The following is a 15,330-nucleotide window of genomic DNA, read 5'->3' as shown; positions in this document are numbered from 1 at the left end:
GCTCCTCGTCGGCCTTCGCCTTCGCGACCTGCATCACCTGCACCACGCGGTCGCGCACGTCCTCGACCCGATCGTCGACGTCCGCCTCGACCGCCGCGACCCGGTCGGCCAGCTCCTCGACCTGCTGGTCCAGCGGCTCCGTGTCGGTCGCGTCCTCGGCTTCCGAGAGGAGGCGGTAGGTCGCGACCGCACGGGCGAGCAGCTCCCCACGGTCCCGGCCGGTCTCGGCGGCCCGATCGTCGAGCCACGCGTCGAGTTCGGTCGGGAGTGACTGGGGTTGCTCCTCTGCCATTACGGGAGGATAATGTGCGCCTACATAAGTAACTCCGTGCTCCGGCCCACCCCCTCGCTCCGGGAACTGCGTCGATCGACCCCGCCGGTGGTAGAAATCCGCTATCAAAAATATTTTTAATTAACTCTCGCGAGGGGCAGACATGTCCCTGAACATCGGTGATGCCCTCTCAAGCGGCGCGGAGAAGCTAACGACGACAGGCGGGATCCAACTCGGCGTGATCTACGTCCTGCTCCAGTTGCTCACCGTCCTCGGCACGAACTCGGCGGTGACCTCGGTCGCGCCGCCGGCCGGCACCTCGGGAACGGCGACGACCACGCTGTCGCTCCCGATCGGGGCGGCCGGCGGCGCCGCGCTGGCGACGCTCGGCGCGATCCTCAACGTCGCGTTCACGATCGTCGCCCTGCGGGCGCTGAACCACGACGCCACCGACCTCGGCTCGATCCCCGGCGGCGTCACCGACGACATGCTGAAGACCTGGGTGTTCCTCGTTGTCGCGCTGATCGTGCAGGGGATCGCGGTCGCGATCGGCTTCGTCGCGCTGTTCATCCCGGGGCTGTTCCTGCTGGTCAGCCTGATCTTCACGCAGGTGTACGTCGCCGTCGAGGGCGAAGGGCCGTTCGAGGCGCTCTCCTCCAGTTGGTCGCTCGCGAAGGGGAACCGCTTCCCGCTGTTCGGCCTCGGGATCGTGATCTTCGTCATCAGCCTGCTGGCGAGCATCCCGACGGGGATCCTGACGGTGTTCAGCCCGGTCGCCGGGACGCTGCTCACCTACGTGGTCTCCGGGTTCGTGAGCATCTTCTCCCTCGCCGTCCTGATCGACGCCTACCAGCAGCTCGAAGGCGGATCCTCGGCGACGACGACCGAGACGGACGACGACGATGTGGAGCGACTCGACGACGACTCCGGCTTCGACTACGCCTGATCGACGCGCCGGGCGCCGTCGAGTGGGGCTTCCGGGCTTCGGGTTTCGGTCGACGGCGCTGAAAGATGGCAACTCTTAACCTCGCCGGGTGCCTCGTTTCGCCTGCGGGCCGGTGGGGTAGCTTGGTATCCTTCGGCCTTCGGGTGGCCGTAACCGCGATTCGAATTCGCGCCGGCCCACTACCCCCTTATACTCTTTGCAGGGTTCTCTGATAGGTAGCGGCCGTTCTGCGGGGTGTTCCGCATGAGCGTCGAGAGCGGACTGGCGTTCAACTCACCGCCGATCTGCGACTACTGCGGCGGCTACATCCTCGACACCGATCAGAAGTGTCCCGCGCAGGACGACGCGAGGTGTTCGCCATGAGGTTCTGTCCGGACTGCGGAACACGTCTCGAACCTCAGCGCCGACGAGGAAGCGCTATCACTCGCCGTGTCTGCCCGGAGTGCAACGGAGGTGAGCAGCGTTGAGCGCCGACCGCGTTCCGCCGTCGACGGACCATCCCGCTCCCGGCGAGCGGCTCGACTTCGACGAGATCGCCGGGAGCGACCAGACGAGCTGGGCGCGCGCCGATCCGGAGGCCGCCCTCATCGAGAGCACGGGCCGGTACGGTTACCGAGTGACGCTGCCGGACGGCGACGCTCACCTCGTCGCCGTCGCTCGCGAGCACGGCGAGCACGTCGGCACCTGCGACTGCGAGGGGTGGGAGTACAACGACGGGCCGTGTGCCCATCTTTGCACGGTCAGGAAAGCCGCATTCGCCGGCGTCGAGGATGTCGAGGGCGATTCCGTCATGATCCCTCGCGTCGACCTCGACGCCCACAGCACCGATGAGCGAGCCGTCGCCGACGGTGGCTTCGTCGATCAAGCGCAGCGCACCGACGCCACGGGGGGCCGCCGATGAACGCGGTCCCTCGCGGCCGCCCCGGTCACCGACGCCAGCGCCGGCGGCCTCGCACGCACGCGGCAATCGCGGGCGCCCGCGTGAGTCTCGCAGAGACAGGGGGAGGGGTGTCATACATACTGCACTGCAACCCCCGGAACCTCACCCCATCTGGTGATTTCGGCGCGTCATGCGAAACCGCACCGCGTCATACGGAGGTGGCCTGATGGGACGGATGGAGTCCGACGAGACCGACACCAAGCGCGTCACGGTCCGCGTGCCCGAGAACGTAGTCGAGGCGTACGAGGAGTCGCTCGACGACGACACGAACCGCAGCGAGGACCTGCGGGCCTACATGCGACAGCAGGCCAAGCATCCGGCCGCCGACGGGGGTCTCACTCCGCCGGGTGACGACGAAACGCTTGCATCGGCCTACAGCGTGCTCCAACGGGCTGCTGGGGACGCGCCGCTCCCGGTCGACGAAGCGAAGAGTCTGATCGCCGCCCAGACGAACATCCCGAAGAGCAGCGTCTCCCGGCGCGCGCTGAAGCCGCTCCGAGATCGAGGCTACGTCCGGCGCTGTGGCGACCCGATCAACCGCCCCATGCTGGAGGTACGGTGATGGGACGAACGACGATGAAATGCCTCGCGTGCGGCAACACGGAGGAAACGATCGAAGAACACCAGCACCACCTCGCAGCCGCCGATCACCCGGACAAAGGCGAAGTCTGGGTGTAGGTGGCTATCGACTCTATTGAAACCTATTTTGGACACAATTGCGGTGAAACAGCCGTTCGATAGGTGTGCGAATGTATCAAGCCAGTAGTGGGTTCCGAAGTGACCAGCAGGTCCCCGCCGGTGGTCGTAGAAGCCAACCGCTCTTCATCCCCTCTCCGAATGTTTTTGATACCATACTGTCAAGACCAGAGATGCATGAGGTCGTCATCGCGCCACCTCCGTTTCATCCTCAGTTTGGTCCCGCTCGTTGCCGTCGTTGCATTCGTGAGCATTGTCGCGGTTGCCTCGGCAACCGCTCACACGGCGACTCTGGGTCCTGAACCGTCGGAATATCCGAATCATCTGTCGGCCCTGCTAAGCCTGCCGTTTATGCTGGTTCTCGTTGTTGGCACGTGGGGCGTACTCCGGTACGAGGGCGTTTCAGCGTCTGCTGTCGGCCTCAGTAGATCGACATTTTTCCCTGCCGTCATCGCGTTCTGCGTCCTCTGGGGATGGATGAGCATCATCGGAGTGGGGTATCTTGTCGTCACGGGAGCGACCGCACAACTGGGATTTGCCTTCGATATGCCGTGGTACTGGGTGCCGATCTGGTTTCTGCTCACACTCACCGTCTCGAACGGGCTCACCGAGGAGTTCGTCTTTCGGGGATACGTGCAGAACAAGTGTACTGGTCTTGCGAGTTCTCGCTCGCATAGGTTATCCGTCGCAATCGGAATCCTCGGTGGAGCCGTCTTATTCGGCGTCGCACATATTCCCGTCGGGCTACTACTGGAGGGGGCCTCTCCGACGGCGATTCCATGGATTATCCTGGCGAACCTGATTCCGGGAATCACCTATGGTATCATCTACTATCTGACGCAGAACGTGTGGTATGCGGGTTTCGTCCACGGGTTCGGCAATGCCCCGGTGGTTCCCTTCGATCCGTCCGCAGTACCGTCTTTTATCCCGGTTGCCGCAGTCTCTGGGCTCCTCATCGCGCTTGGATACAGATTCATGGGAGGAGACACACATCCAGTGACAATCGACACTCAAAATCAGCCTTCTAAATCAGCGGAGTGATAAGGAACGTTACGTATACCCCCCTGTACTTACTGATACGCAGTAAAATTTGGTAGCTGCTGAAGGCTACAACTGAGCCACTACTCTTCTTTCACGTCGTCGGCGTCGGCCGCCTCGACGGCCGCGCGCATGGCCTGCTCTCGATCAAGGCCGGGCGGCGGCTGGTAGGGCAGCCGGCCCATCATCGCCCGACCGAAGCCTCGGAGGCGCTCTTGGGCGTAGTAGGCCGGCACGAGCGAGCCCGTCACGACGCCGATCGCGAACATCACCATGTACGGCGTCGACGCTGCCAGCGCCTCGCCGACCGCCGCGAGCTCACTCATCTCTCCCCCCGTTCGGCACTTTCGGCGGTCGGTAGATTCCCTCGCGGCGGAGCACTCGTCGGTTGACTTGGCTCCGCTCCTCGTTGTCGTAGATCGTCTGGCGGGCCTCATGAGCCTCTCGGGCGATGTACGCGACTCCTGTGGCCGTCAGCGCCGACGAGAGCGCGATCACGTACTGAAGGATGGCCTCAATCACGAGATCACCTCCGCCCCCGAGTCCGCGGCCCACGCCACCGCGATCAGGCCGACCACGAGTAGCAGCTTGTCCATCTGCCCGCCGATGTTCAGCGGGTCCGACGGGTCGGGCGTCGATCCGCCCGACGGCAACCACGGTAGCCCGTTGCCACCGTCGTTGTCGTCACTTCCTCCGTCGTCCGGCGTTTCGGGCGGCGTCGAGGTGATGCTCAGGCTCTGTTCCAGCGTGTCGGTCGTCTTTCCTGAGCCGGTCATCTCGACCCATGCCTCAACCGTGTAGTCGCCGCCGTCGTCCGGTACCTCGAACGTCTTCGCCCAGGTGTGGTTCGAGAAGTCGCCGGCGACGCACTTCTCGTTCGTGTAGACGGTTTCGCCCGAGGGAAGTGTGAGACCGGCGCGCATCTTGTAGCCCGCCACTGGGTTGTTGCAGCGATCTCCGTCGAGCGGGTTTATCACGATCGCGCGGTTCTTCACGCGGATCTGAGCCTCGGCCATCTCCCCGGGCTCGACGCTGTCGGGGAGGGCCAGCTCCTTCAGCACGACGTTCCCGCCCTTCGTCGTCGGGAGCGAACCCATTAGCGTCCCCCCATGACCAGCGCACCGATCAGGAGGGCCGCGCCGGCCTTCCCGGCCCGGCCGATCCCCTCGGCGTCGCCCGAGTTGTCACTCCCTGCGGGCGTGTTGTTCGGACTGTCGTTCGCGGAGTCCTCCGGAGCGTTGGTGACCGTTGTGCTGCTCCCGTCCTCTTGGACCACGGTGGTAGTCTCCTCTTCCTCGCCGTCGTTGTCGGTGTCCTCCGAGCCGCCGACGAGTCCGACGCGGTCACCCGTCGAGTCCTCCGACGTGTCCGGGTCGATGACGGTCGTCCCGCCGTCGCTGAGTCCGCCGTTCTGGTCGGTCACCTCCACGCCGTCCGCGTCTTCTCCCGCACCGTCGACCTCGATGTCCTGGTCGTGCCCGGCGACGTTCGCTCGCGCGTCGTTGATGAGGTCACCCTGTGCGAGCGTCTGCTCGTGCTCGTCCTGATCGAACTCGTAGCTGTCCGAGCTCGAGCCGCTGTCGTCGCTGTCGGAGGTTGTGCTACTCCCCCCGCCGGCGTCGACGAGGGGTTCGGAGCTGCCGCCGGCGTCGATCAGCGCCATTAGCTCCCCTCCGCGAGTCGGTTCTCTGCCTGTGCGTCGTCGTTGGTGGTGTCGTCGATCATGGTGTTAGTGGATGTGTTGAACGAGGTGATGGGTCCAGAGCCAGTCCAGCGGCGTGGGGACGCCGAAGGCGTGCTCGGCAACGTCGTCGAGCGCGACGATCGCGCCGACCAGCAGCACGCCCCGCGGGCCGAGCCACGGGTAGCTACTCCAGAACGGGAGCAGCGTCGACGCCAGCGCGATCACGATGCCGGCGAGTGCGAGGGCTGCGCCGGTCTGTGGGTAGAACTTCCAGATGGTCGCGAACGCAAACGACGCCGCCAGCAGCGCCGCAGCGCCCACCCACGGCTCCGCACCCGTCGCGTCATCCCACACGAGTGCGACCGCCAGCAGCGCCAGCAGCAGCCCGAGATAGGCGTGGTGCGGGCCGAACACGGCGCCGTCCGGAACCCGATCGGCGGGGAAGGTCTCGATCATGTTAGAACCACTCGAGATAGTGGAACTCAACAGACCCGTACGCATCGCTGTCGCTCGGGTCCTGTGTGAAACTGCACTCGATTCGGTCGATTCGCTTCCCCTGCTCGAACTCCCCCCACATTGGAGCTGTGTACGTGTTTGAGGAGGAGCCCATTTGCCCGCCGAGGATATTCACATAGTAGCTGTTTGACCCCCCGTTTTCATAGTAGAGGGTCGCGGTTGTTCTCGTCTCACCATTATACGACCCCCCGGAATTCACGAAGATGTAGAGACGCCACGGAACTGCGTTTCCGATTGAGAGGGTCGCCGTGTCACCGTCTCCGCTCACGTTCGTACTGTCGAACCCGCCCCGAATCCCCGCGACTGGGGCGGCAGCAGCCGCTTCGGCATCCGTGTACCGGGAATGATGGTCACTCGAACTGATCCCGGACAGCTTCGAGTGGTCCGTAATCGTCTGCTCGACCCACGCGCTGCCGTCGTAGACAAACGCGCTGTCGCTCCCGGTGTCGTACCACTCCTCGCCCTCCTGCGGGTCTTGGGGTTGCGGGTCCTGCACGTAGTCGAACCCGCCGCCGCCGGAGCCACCGTAGATGCTCACCATCAGGCACCACCTCCGACGAACGATACGATCACACCGTCGCCGGTGTTCGGCGTCCGGACGTAGATGTCGCTGGTGTCGGTGACGCGGAAGCCGCGGCCCTGCCCAGCGGCGGTGAGCGCGATCGCTTGCGTGTCAGAATCGCCGACGTAGACTGTGCCGCTGTTGCCCTGATCGTACTCGACCAGCACCTCCACACCGCCGGGAACGCTCTTGGAGTCGAGTGCCTCCGCGGTGGTTCCGCTCGTCGAGTAGACGAACTGCGTCAGCCCATCCCGATTTCCAAGGAAGTCCCGGATCTTGGCCTGTAGGTCTGCGTTCGCGGCCGGTCTGAAGTCCCCGGCGCGATCGACGACGCCGCGAAGCTTCTCGATCTTCCCGCGAGTGATGAGTCCCATCAGGTGCCCTCCGTGGTCTCGTAGCCCATCGGCAGGATGCTGTAGGTCCGCTGGGCGTCGGATACGTTCTTGATGATTACTGTGAGGCTGCTCCTGAAGCGCTGGCAGGGCACCCACGTCACCGACGAGTCGTCGATGTCGGTGGGCGGGATCGCTGCCGGCCCGTACATTGGAGTGTCGTCGTCGCGGAGTTCGTAGGTGGTCTGGGCCTCCTTTGAGATCGCGACTGCGGCGAGGTGGAACACCGAACTCGACTCCTCGGGCGTGAACTCGACGGTCGCCTTCTTACCCGGCGGTACGGTGACCGTGTACGGGCTGAGGAACGGCGTGTCGTCGGGGTCCGGTTCAGGAATCACGCGGGGCAAAGCCCATCACCTCCTCGTCGGCGGTCTCGGTGTCCGTGTCGACGGCCTCCTTGACGGCCTCTTCGAGCTCGTCGTCGGTCATCTCCGTGACCTCGGCGTCCTCGACCTCAGGCATCGCGCACCTCCACGTACCACGCGATCAGCAGCGTGGTCTGGAGCAGCATCAGCACGAGCATCAGATCCTCGCGGGACCAGCCCGAGCTGGCGATGAACGAGTCGAGATGAGACTCTCCGGACGGGCCGCCCCCAGCGTCGGTGGTCGAGAACGCTTGGTCACCCCCTGTGGTGGATGCGCTCTCGCCGCCGTCCTGTTCGGCGATGAGCCCGGCCATCTATCGCCCCGCGGAGTCCTGCGCGACGGCCGTTTTCAGCCCCTCGATGTCCTCCTTCGTGGCGCGGTACGCGAACCCGAGCAGGGAGTTGGTGGCCTGCTCGTCGGTCCCGTCGCCGCCCACGTCCTTCGCGAACCTCGCCGTGTACGGCGCGTCGACGTACACCTGGAGGCGCCAGTCGGTCGGGATCACCGGCTGGAGCGGCGAGCCGCTGAAGTTGAGCGTGATCGGCTCGCGCGCCGTGTCGCGCATATGGATCAGCCCGATATCGCCCGAGTAGAGCGTCTCCTGTGCCTGCGAACCAGGCGCGGTCTTCTGAACAGCCACCTGCGCCTGTTCGCCCGAAGCGTAGAACACGCCGAGCGTGCTGTCGGCGTTCGCGGGCGTGACGGTGACCGTGTCGTTCTCGAAGTCCCGCGAGTCGATCGGAAGCCGGGAGTCGTTCTCGTAGACGACGACCGGATCGGGGGTCGCGGTGGAGTCGACTGGGTCATGTGAGAGGGTCAGCGTCTCGCTGTTGCCCGCGGTAGCGTCGGCCGTGAACTCCTCGTAGGCCATGATGGCCACGTCGATCGGGACGCCATCCTCGAGCGCGTGGGGGCGGAGTAGCTGGGTCTCGGCGACGAGTTCGTTCGACCCGGCAACGCCCGCCGAGAGGTCGAAGTCCGCCCGCGTGAACTGGTCGCTGTAGGTGTCGGCGTTCCGGAGCTCGTTCAGGATGCGGTCGGAAACCATGTTCAGGCCTCCTGTCGGGTGGTGACGTTGTCCTTGTCGACGTAGATGCGCGAGTTGGACCAGTCGATCTGCTCGCTGGACTCGATCGCGACGGCGGCGATGTCGATGTCCCGGACGACCAGCTCCCGCCCGTTGAGCGAGATGCGGGTCTGCTCGACGTAGTCCTCGTTCTGCTGTTCGGCGATACTCAGCCGGTTGTACGTCCCGATGTTCGCGAGCGACTCCGAGACCGTCTGGGGGCGCTGGAGGTGCGGCGCGTCGTAGACGATCTCGAGGTCGGTGTCCAGCGGGAGGGGGTCGTCGTTGGCGTCCCGGAGGTCCATCTGGAAGGGGATGCCGCCGCCGCGGTTCGACAGCGTGAGCACCATCCCGTCGATGGGCTGGAACTCGAGGATGTTCGTCATCTGCCCCGGGACGTTGGTCTTCTCGGTCGCATCGACCTTCGGCGTGCCGAGGTTGGAGAGGGTTTCAGACATCCGTTAGGCCCCCGCGTTGACGATGGTGCCCTTGACGCCGAACCGTTCAGCGGCCGCGTCGGCGGTGTAGACGCCACCGCCGAGGCTTAGTTCGGTGCTGTACTTTGGCGCGAGCTGGCCGCCGGCGACGACGGCAAGCCCGTAGACCTCGCGCTGGTCGGTAGCATCGGGGACGACCCCACCGAGGAGGTTTTGCAGGACAGTCGGAGCGAAGAAGCCGGCGAGGATCGCCAGCACTCGCTCCCACATGTCGAATTCGATCACCTGTTCGAACGCATCAGCCATCTCTGCCATGCGCTCCTAACTCGGAGGGTGAAACCCTTGAACTGGCCACGAAAGACTGCTGCAGGTGTGCTGTGGCGTGCAGCGGTTCAGCAGTAGAGCTATGTATAGTTCCGGGCCGACCCTGTTGATTCGGTTTGTCCTCTGGATTTATTGTGCCCCAATCAAGTAATGGATCTATGACTCCTGGTGAAGGCTCACGGCAAGGTGAGAAATCAGAATTGGCTGTTGCCTCAGAACTGATGGCGCAAGGGTACGGTGTTTCTTTTCCTTTTGGTCATGATCACCAATACGATCTAATCGTTGACAAAGATGGATCTCTGTATAGAATCCAAGTTAAGACTGCGAAAAACGAGGGAGGCAACAGGTATTACATCCAAGCTAGTGCCGATCACTACGAGGAAGAGTATGTGGATCTCTTAGCAGGATATTCTGAGGCCGAAGAGAGATCATTCTACATCCCGACTGTTGAGGCGTCCGGAAAGAGACAACGTGTGACGTTCACCGACTTAGATCAAATGAGGTCTGACAGAAGCCGACAGACCTCTCACCATATTAGCGACCATACATTCTCAGAAGCTATTAAGAAGATATAAAATCTGTACTACGCCCCATTCCCTCTATTTGCGGAACGGGATTGCATCACAACCTACTACTACAGGATTCACTTGAACCTCCAACGCCATCCGGTGTCATAACTGCGTCGGCCGGATCGAACTGATCCATCATCATACGGATGAGTTCGGCGTTTGAGGGTTCGGCGCCGCCACGGAGTTCACAGACGCGCTCGCGGGTATCTTGGAAGCGTTCAGAGTCCGCTCCTTGGAGGGTCGCTTGGGTACGTGGCATTAGTTCGGGTCGTGAATGGGGTGGCCTTCGGGGCCGTAGTGGGTGGTCTCCATGCTCAGATCGCGAGTGTCGCGGCGTTCCATCTCGCCCTTGTTGTTCGAGTAGACCCACTCAGAGCCGATCGTCGAGCCGTTCTCCTCGAAGCGCCGGAGTGGGAGGTTCTCGCCGTCGACACGGAGTTCCTCCGGGAGTCGGGCGATGCTCCGAGCCTGCGGGTTGTGTACGTCCTCGGGGTACTCCGGATCGATTTTTCCGCGGTCTCGATCGCCCGAGAAGCCGCCGACGATCCGCTCGTCGCACTGCGAGCCGACTGTCTCGTCGAGTTTTGCGAGGCGCTGGGTGATCCACATGCTTGACGCGCCCTCACCGCGGCCGGTCGTCGCGAGCCCCTCGATCGCGTCGGGGATCTTGCCGGACTGCGGGGCGACGAAGTGGGCCTCGTCGACGCCGGCGAGCGCCGATCGGGACGGTCCGGCGAGGTTCCGGAGGGCTTGGACGGCGCTGGCGGTTACTTCCTGCCACTCCTCGGGTTTGAGTCGGTGCCGGGCGAGCACAACCTTCGGGTTCGACTCGAAGAACGTCTCCCAGTCGTCGACGGACCACGCCTTCTCGCGTTCACCGACGATGTAGTGGTTCGCGAGCCCGGCCTTGACCAGTCCGCGGTACTCGTCCTTGTAGTCGAAGATCGCGACGAGATCGAACTTGGGAAGGTTAGTCTCGAAGAGGAGTTGCGCGTACCAGGACTTCCCCCACCCGGACATCGCCGCGAGCAGGCGCCGGGTCACGCTTCGGCCTCCTCAGTCACTTCCTCCATCGAGCGCCGAACGGCGCGGAAGTTCCCGGCGAAGATGCGCTCGGCTTCCTCTCCGCGCTCCCAGTTGACCACGCGATCTTCGAAGGTCTCGAGATCGACGCCGAAGGTGCGCTTGACGTGGTGCTCGGCGAGGACGCGGTCGTTCCCCTCGGCGCCGTTCTCGCGATAGAACTCGGCCCAGCGCTCGATCTGGTCGGCCCACTCGTCGTCGTCCATCGCGAGGTAGGACTCGGCCTTCTCGGGGTCGTCGAGCAGCGCCGGCGCGACCTGTTCGATCCAGACCTCGTCCACCGAGTCGGTGACGAGCGCCTCGATCAGCCGCTTCAGCGCGGCCTGTCGCTCCTCGACGGTGGGGAGATCGCCCAGCGTCTCGGTGCCGTGGGCTTCCTCCATGCGCTTGGCAGTCGTGAGGAGCTCGTGCTCGGCGCGGGCGAGGACCGAGGTGAGGTTCTCGGTCATCCCGGAGTCGAGCAGTTGGTTCATCATGCGCTGCTTCATGCCGCCCATCACGCCGCGACACCTCCGTTCTCGGCGCCGTCGCCGTTCATCGCTTTGTCCATCAGGCGGCTCACTTGCTTGTCGAGCACGTCGGTCTCGCTCACCAGGCCGTCGCCGACCGAGAGCACGGTGGCCATCAGGAGAGCCTCGTGGGGCTCCATGTCCGAGCCCACCCCCATGTAGTCCATCGTCTCGTTGAAGTGGTGGGCGAGGTCGTACTGCTCGAAGTGGTCGTCCCCCAGCTCTTCGGCGTCCTCGTCACCGAACTTCTCGATCTGCGCGTTCGTGACCGACTGGACGACCGAAACGTAGAGGTTCCCGGCTTTCAGCGGGCTGGCTTCGGTAGCCTCTCCACCGGAAGCGCCGGGGTCGGCGATGTCGCTATCGGCACCTGCCTGTTCGTCCTCGACGTCTTCCTCGTCGACGCCGGCTGCCTCCTCGGCTTCCTCGGGGTCGATATCGTCGAGCCCCTCGGGGATGCTGGCCTGTTCGTCGGGGGCGATGTCGGGCTGGTCGCTACCACCCTCTTCACCCCCTTCGGAGGCCCCCTCTTGGCTGGTCTCTACCTCGCTCTCGTCGTCCGGTTTGGGTTGGTCGTCGGGCATCAGTCGATCAGGCCTCCAGTCTCGCCGTCGCTACCACCCTCCGAGGCCCCCTCGGAGGGGTCTTCGCTACCCCCTTCGTCGCTGGTCCCCATCGCGTTCTCTGCTGTCGGTTCTCCATCGTCGCTGGTGACGAGCAGCACGACCAGCAGCGCGAGGGCAGCGATACCGACCACGACCCACATCGACTGGCCGGCGATGAGGGCGGTCGCGCCCCCTGCTGCCGCTGCACCAGTCCCTGCAGAGGGGTTCGAACCCCCCTCTGACCCCCCCTCGTCGCTGGTCCCCGTCTCCTTCTCGTCTGTCGGTTCTTGCTGGTCGTCGTTGGTCTGGTTCTCGTACTCGGCGTCGGTTGCCATCGTACCCCCTTCAGAGGGGCCTTCAGACCCCCCTTCGTCGCTGGTCTCTTTCCCCTCTGCTGGCTGGTCGTCGTCGGAAGGGTCGGAAACAGCGCCGTCCCCTGATTCGTCTCCCCCCGATGGGTCCCCTTCGGGCTGGTCGTTCTGGGCCTCGATCTGGTCTTTCAACTCCGACCAGTCGTGATCGGGGTCGGTCGACCCGTTGATGTGGCCCCTCACCGAGTCGAGGTTGCCGGTGTGTTCGCACCAGTCGACCGGGCACTCGTACTCGCTCATGCGTCGGCCTCCTCAACGTGGCCCTTGGCGTCGTGTGCGTCACGGCCAGTCGCTTGGAGCTCGTCGCTGAGTTCTTCGAGGCGCTCGAACTCCATCGGTTCCTGTCCGTGGTTAGCCCGGATCGCGTTGATCGCCGCTGCGGCCTGCTCGGCGTTGGCCTTCGCGTCGACGGCGTCGGAGAGTTCCTGATCGAGGCGGCTGACGCCGGCCTTGTACCCCTGCCACGCCCGGCCGAGGGCGCCCAAGGCTTCCCCGGAGATTTCCTCCTCGGCAGCACGAGGTTCGTCCGAGAGCAGCGCGGAGACTTCGTCGTCGTCCATCCCACAGCTCTCGCGGAGGAACTCACAGGCCTCAGGATCGCCGTGTTCGCAGTGATCCCGAGCGTGGTCGCACTGCTCGCCGGCGGCCTTCTCGGCGCGGGCCGCGGCGTCGCGATCGGGGCCTTCGTTCTCGATCCGGTCGCCGCCGCCAGCCTGCTGGGCCTTTGGGAGCACGGAGTTCCGGTGCTCGTCGACGGTGAGTTCCGGACCGTACCACGCTTCCCAGTCGCTCACCCCGTTATCGCGGAGAAGTGCTTTCACTGACGCAGCCTTCAGGTAGTTGTTCTCCTCGACGAACGGGCCGACGCGGTTCTTCTCGCCGTCGGTGAGTTCTGCCTGCCCAGCCCCTTCCTCACGCTCGGCGCGGCCGGTCTGGGCGCCGGCCTCGAGCTGATCGCGAACGTGGTCGGGGGTGTCGTCGACGAACGCGACGGTCTTGAGCCGGCGATCGTCGTCGACGGGGCAGACGTACTCCCCGTGTTCGTCGCGGGCGGCGTCGGCGCCGCCCTTCGTCCCGAACTCGATCTCGAAGCTCACCGAGCACCTCCGTCCGGAAGTAGGAGTGCGTCTCGGTGGCTCGTCTCGTCGAGTCCGTCCCACGCTGGGAGCTTCCACTCCGGCGCGGGGTAGCGGAGGTCGGGCGTCGAGAGGATGCTGCACAGGCGGACCAGCGCTTGGTGCTCGACTTCGGTCTCGGCTTGAAGGGCGAGCACGTCGCCGCTCTCGTGGGTGTGCATCAGGCCACCTCCGGCCCACCCTGCCCGGGCGGGATGAACGTTGGCCGGTCGGCGTCCTTCTGGTCGCTCCAGAACACGTCGTCGCCCTTCTCGATCCCGTAGCGGTCGACGATGGCCTTCGGGATGCCCACGGTGAGGCTCCCGCCACGTTCGAGGACCTTCCGCGAGCCCGCGTAGCCGTCGTCAGACATCGTCGGCCTCGCGGGCGGCGTTGAGCGCCGACTGTGGTGCGTCGTCGTTCGTCAGCTCCTCGTCTGGCTCCCAGTCGCCGACGGCGTCACCCTCGCCGACGTACTCCGGCCCGTCGTCGGTGACCTGGAAGACGTGGCTGCCGACTTCCCGGCCGGTCGCGTCGGTGGCTGGAACGACGAGGAAGGTTCGTTGTTCGCCCTGGTGCTTGCGGTGTACCGTTGTTGCCATGCGGTCGGCTGTCGGGGAGCGAGCTATTCGGCGATGAGGGAACCTGATACAGACGTTGATACTCGCGTAGGTATTTTACCGATCTACTCGCAAAGAAGAATCGTGGCGACGAAATCTCGGCCCAGCCGGACGGCGGCTGAAGCGAAGACTGGTAGCGACTCCGACGTGGTCCCGCTCGGTCAGCGGACCCTCGGCACCAACGACGGTACCTTCACCGTCTCACTCCCCAAGCAGATGGTCGAACGCCTCGGCATGGAGAAAGGCGACAGCCTCGAGCTTGGCTACGATGCCGAGGCCGACGAGTTCCGGATTCGGGAGGCGGAGAACTTCGAGGGATGGGACTGATGGACTTTTGCCCGCTCCACGAGATCGAGTACATCAACACCGACGACGAGTGCCCCCTGTGCGCTCGGGCGCCGTCGACGGCCGCTTCCGAGAATCGGGGGAGAGTCGGAAACTGATGACCCGATCACCCCCTGAATCGGCGCCGATTCACCCCCGATCGGCGGCGATCGACCGAGGAAACCTTCCGGGAAGCGGGCAAGGAGGAAGGTAGCCATGATGACCGAGGAGTACGACGACAAGGACGGTCGGCGGGTGTGGCTCAGTCGGTCCGAGGTCGAGCAGCTACTCGGCGTCGCCGACGACCCGCTACGGAAGGTCGCGTTCCGGCTCGGCGCCGAAGTGGGGCTCCGGTCTCACGAGGTCGTCGAAGTTCGGCCCGAGCACGTCGTCGACGGCGGGGAGGCCGGACAGATGCTGGTCGTGCCGGAGGGAAAGGGCGAGAAGTACCGCGAGGCGCCGATTCCCGACTCGCTGGCGGATACTGTGGACGCCGCGGCGAGCTTCGGCGGCGTCGACGACGACGAGGTCCTAGTTGATCGATCGACACGCTCGGTCCGGAACTGGGTCGAGGGCGCTCGCGAGGAGCTGGCCTCGGCAACCGGCGAGGATCGCTGGGAGCACCTGACGTTTCACGACCTGCGGCGGACGTGGGCGGGGCAGCTCGCGAACGCCGACGTGGACGAGACTGTGGCGCTGCGTTGGGGCGGGTGGAACGATCTCGATACGTTCCTGAACCACTACCGCGGCGAAGCGACGGAGAAGGCGCAGGCGAGGGAGCGTGGGAAGGTAGAGTGGCTCTAACCTCTCCGCTATCCGATTTTCTGTTTAGACTATACGTAAGAACTATACTTAGACCCAACAGCTCTGGGTCTAACGAATGGTCCGAAAGGATA

General features: G+C 64.6%; 28 protein-coding genes, 1 tRNA gene and 1 pseudogene. 8 read left to right on the top strand and 22 right to left on the bottom strand.

From position 1 onward, the window contains the following. Positions 1-292, bottom strand: a pseudogene (locus ACFR9S_RS13995) (hypothetical protein); the annotation flags it as partial. A 142-nt stretch (positions 293-434) separates the two neighbouring features. On the opposite strand from ACFR9S_RS13995, the gene ACFR9S_RS13990 reads away from it, so the two are divergent. The 5 genes from ACFR9S_RS13990 (at position 435) to ACFR9S_RS13970 (ending at position 3,894) form a co-directional block, all read left to right on the top strand. After that, entirely contained in the window at positions 435-1,217 is a 783-nt protein-coding gene (locus ACFR9S_RS13990; RefSeq protein ID WP_379730481.1) for a hypothetical protein, read from the top strand. A gap of 106 nt (positions 1,218-1,323) precedes the next feature. Further along, positions 1,324-1,396 (top strand) — tRNA-Pro (locus ACFR9S_RS13985). Positions 1,397-1,680: 284 nt separating this feature from the next. Next, positions 1,681-2,118 (top strand): hypothetical protein, encoded by a 438-nt coding sequence (locus ACFR9S_RS13980; RefSeq protein ID WP_379730482.1) that lies wholly within the window; start codon positions 1,681-1,683, stop codon positions 2,116-2,118. Between the two features lie 205 nt (positions 2,119-2,323). Then, positions 2,324-2,719, top strand: a complete 396-nt coding sequence (locus ACFR9S_RS13975) for a hypothetical protein (RefSeq protein ID WP_379730483.1) — start codon at positions 2,324-2,326, stop codon at positions 2,717-2,719. A 611-nt stretch (positions 2,720-3,330) separates the two neighbouring features. Beyond that, on the top strand, positions 3,331-3,894 hold the full coding sequence (locus ACFR9S_RS13970; protein WP_379818904.1) for a CPBP family intramembrane glutamic endopeptidase: 564 nt from the start codon (positions 3,331-3,333) through the stop codon (positions 3,892-3,894). Between the two features lie 80 nt (positions 3,895-3,974). Here the strand turns inward: ACFR9S_RS13970 and ACFR9S_RS13965 are convergent, their stop codons facing one another. The 13 genes from ACFR9S_RS13965 to ACFR9S_RS13905 form a co-directional block, all read right to left on the bottom strand. Continuing rightward, positions 3,975-4,217 (bottom strand): hypothetical protein, encoded by a 243-nt coding sequence (locus tag ACFR9S_RS13965; RefSeq protein WP_379730485.1) that lies wholly within the window; start codon positions 4,215-4,217, stop codon positions 3,975-3,977. After that, positions 4,210-4,413 (bottom strand): hypothetical protein, encoded by a 204-nt coding sequence (locus ACFR9S_RS13960; protein WP_379730486.1) that lies wholly within the window; start codon positions 4,411-4,413, stop codon positions 4,210-4,212. Before ACFR9S_RS13960 ends, ACFR9S_RS13965 begins: the two co-directional genes overlap by 8 nt. Beyond that, complete coding sequence (locus tag ACFR9S_RS13955; protein ID WP_379730487.1) at positions 4,410-4,988, bottom strand: hypothetical protein; 579 nt, start codon at positions 4,986-4,988, stop codon at positions 4,410-4,412. The genes ACFR9S_RS13960 and ACFR9S_RS13955 overlap by 4 nt, the downstream gene beginning before the upstream one ends. Further along, positions 4,988-5,554: a hypothetical protein gene (locus tag ACFR9S_RS13950; RefSeq protein WP_379730488.1), complete on the bottom strand. Its 567-nt coding sequence runs from the start codon at positions 5,552-5,554 to the stop codon at positions 4,988-4,990. Before ACFR9S_RS13950 ends, ACFR9S_RS13955 begins: the two co-directional genes overlap by 1 nt. A gap of 66 nt (positions 5,555-5,620) precedes the next feature. Further along, a complete protein-coding gene (locus tag ACFR9S_RS13945; RefSeq protein ID WP_379730489.1) occupies positions 5,621-6,031 on the bottom strand; it encodes a hypothetical protein in 411 nt (136 codons plus the stop codon). A gap of 1 nt (position 6,032) precedes the next feature. Continuing rightward, positions 6,033-6,632 carry a hypothetical protein gene (locus tag ACFR9S_RS13940; RefSeq protein WP_379730490.1) on the bottom strand — a complete coding sequence of 200 codons (600 nt, stop codon included), beginning with the start codon at positions 6,630-6,632 and terminating at the stop codon, positions 6,033-6,035. After that, complete coding sequence (locus ACFR9S_RS13935; protein WP_379730491.1) at positions 6,632-7,027, bottom strand: hypothetical protein; 396 nt, start codon at positions 7,025-7,027, stop codon at positions 6,632-6,634. Before ACFR9S_RS13935 ends, ACFR9S_RS13940 begins: the two co-directional genes overlap by 1 nt. Continuing rightward, positions 7,027-7,383: a hypothetical protein gene (locus ACFR9S_RS13930; RefSeq protein ID WP_379730492.1), complete on the bottom strand. Its 357-nt coding sequence runs from the start codon at positions 7,381-7,383 to the stop codon at positions 7,027-7,029. The genes ACFR9S_RS13935 and ACFR9S_RS13930 overlap by 1 nt, the downstream gene beginning before the upstream one ends. Beyond that, the gene (locus ACFR9S_RS13925) at positions 7,373-7,507 is read right to left on the bottom strand and encodes a hypothetical protein (protein WP_379730493.1); all 135 of its coding nucleotides are present in this window, start codon (positions 7,505-7,507) and stop codon (positions 7,373-7,375) included. The genes ACFR9S_RS13930 and ACFR9S_RS13925 overlap by 11 nt, the downstream gene beginning before the upstream one ends. Then, positions 7,500-7,724, bottom strand: a complete 225-nt coding sequence (locus tag ACFR9S_RS13920; protein ID WP_379730494.1) for a hypothetical protein — start codon at positions 7,722-7,724, stop codon at positions 7,500-7,502. The genes ACFR9S_RS13925 and ACFR9S_RS13920 overlap by 8 nt, the downstream gene beginning before the upstream one ends. Next, on the bottom strand, positions 7,725-8,459 hold the full coding sequence (locus ACFR9S_RS13915; protein WP_379730495.1) for a hypothetical protein: 735 nt from the start codon (positions 8,457-8,459) through the stop codon (positions 7,725-7,727). It abuts the gene before it with no gap. 2 nt (positions 8,460-8,461) lie between these two features. Then, positions 8,462-8,935 (bottom strand): hypothetical protein, encoded by a 474-nt coding sequence (locus ACFR9S_RS13910; protein WP_379730496.1) that lies wholly within the window; start codon positions 8,933-8,935, stop codon positions 8,462-8,464. A 3-nt stretch (positions 8,936-8,938) separates the two neighbouring features. Continuing rightward, positions 8,939-9,229 carry a hypothetical protein gene (locus tag ACFR9S_RS13905; RefSeq protein ID WP_379730497.1) on the bottom strand — a complete coding sequence of 97 codons (291 nt, stop codon included), beginning with the start codon at positions 9,227-9,229 and terminating at the stop codon, positions 8,939-8,941. Positions 9,230-9,396: 167 nt separating this feature from the next. On the opposite strand from ACFR9S_RS13905, the gene ACFR9S_RS13900 reads away from it, so the two are divergent. Beyond that, positions 9,397-9,813, top strand: coding sequence for a group I intron-associated PD-(D/E)XK endonuclease (locus ACFR9S_RS13900; protein WP_379730498.1), 417 nt, complete (start codon positions 9,397-9,399; stop codon positions 9,811-9,813). Between the two features lie 252 nt (positions 9,814-10,065). Here the strand turns inward: ACFR9S_RS13900 and ACFR9S_RS13895 are convergent, their stop codons facing one another. From ACFR9S_RS13895 to ACFR9S_RS13860, 8 genes are read right to left on the bottom strand one after another with little or no spacing between them, the layout of a single operon-like run. Continuing rightward, entirely contained in the window at positions 10,066-10,851 is a 786-nt protein-coding gene (locus tag ACFR9S_RS13895; RefSeq protein WP_379730499.1) for an ATP-binding protein, read from the bottom strand. After that, a complete protein-coding gene (locus ACFR9S_RS13890; RefSeq protein ID WP_379730500.1) occupies positions 10,848-11,387 on the bottom strand; it encodes a hypothetical protein in 540 nt (179 codons plus the stop codon). Before ACFR9S_RS13890 ends, ACFR9S_RS13895 begins: the two co-directional genes overlap by 4 nt. Continuing rightward, positions 11,387-11,983 (bottom strand): hypothetical protein, encoded by a 597-nt coding sequence (locus ACFR9S_RS13885; protein WP_379730501.1) that lies wholly within the window; start codon positions 11,981-11,983, stop codon positions 11,387-11,389. The genes ACFR9S_RS13890 and ACFR9S_RS13885 overlap by 1 nt, the downstream gene beginning before the upstream one ends. After that, entirely contained in the window at positions 11,983-12,615 is a 633-nt protein-coding gene (locus tag ACFR9S_RS13880; protein ID WP_379730502.1) for a hypothetical protein, read from the bottom strand. The genes ACFR9S_RS13885 and ACFR9S_RS13880 overlap by 1 nt, the downstream gene beginning before the upstream one ends. Further along, positions 12,612-13,472: a hypothetical protein gene (locus ACFR9S_RS13875; protein WP_379730503.1), complete on the bottom strand. Its 861-nt coding sequence runs from the start codon at positions 13,470-13,472 to the stop codon at positions 12,612-12,614. Before ACFR9S_RS13875 ends, ACFR9S_RS13880 begins: the two co-directional genes overlap by 4 nt. Continuing rightward, the gene (locus tag ACFR9S_RS13870) at positions 13,469-13,672 is read right to left on the bottom strand and encodes a hypothetical protein (RefSeq protein WP_379730504.1); all 204 of its coding nucleotides are present in this window, start codon (positions 13,670-13,672) and stop codon (positions 13,469-13,471) included. Before ACFR9S_RS13870 ends, ACFR9S_RS13875 begins: the two co-directional genes overlap by 4 nt. Continuing rightward, positions 13,672-13,863 carry an AbrB/MazE/SpoVT family DNA-binding domain-containing protein gene (locus ACFR9S_RS13865; RefSeq protein WP_379730505.1) on the bottom strand — a complete coding sequence of 64 codons (192 nt, stop codon included), beginning with the start codon at positions 13,861-13,863 and terminating at the stop codon, positions 13,672-13,674. Before ACFR9S_RS13865 ends, ACFR9S_RS13870 begins: the two co-directional genes overlap by 1 nt. After that, on the bottom strand, positions 13,856-14,092 hold the full coding sequence (locus tag ACFR9S_RS13860) for a hypothetical protein (protein ID WP_379730506.1): 237 nt from the start codon (positions 14,090-14,092) through the stop codon (positions 13,856-13,858). The genes ACFR9S_RS13865 and ACFR9S_RS13860 overlap by 8 nt, the downstream gene beginning before the upstream one ends. 102 nt (positions 14,093-14,194) lie before the next feature. Here ACFR9S_RS13860 and ACFR9S_RS13855 point away from each other — a divergent pair, with 102 nt between their 5' ends. After that, entirely contained in the window at positions 14,195-14,437 is a 243-nt protein-coding gene (locus ACFR9S_RS13855) for an AbrB/MazE/SpoVT family DNA-binding domain-containing protein (protein ID WP_379730507.1), read from the top strand. A gap of 216 nt (positions 14,438-14,653) precedes the next feature. Continuing rightward, complete coding sequence (locus ACFR9S_RS13850; protein ID WP_379730508.1) at positions 14,654-15,238, top strand: tyrosine-type recombinase/integrase; 585 nt, start codon at positions 14,654-14,656, stop codon at positions 15,236-15,238. The last annotated feature ends 92 nt before the right edge of the window (positions 15,239-15,330 follow it).

Source organism: Halolamina salina (genome assembly GCF_042678005.1).
In the GTDB taxonomy this organism is placed as follows: Archaea; Halobacteriota; Halobacteria; order Halobacteriales; family Haloferacaceae; genus Halolamina; species Halolamina salina.
This window is presented reverse-complemented; position numbering and strand designations above follow the sequence as displayed.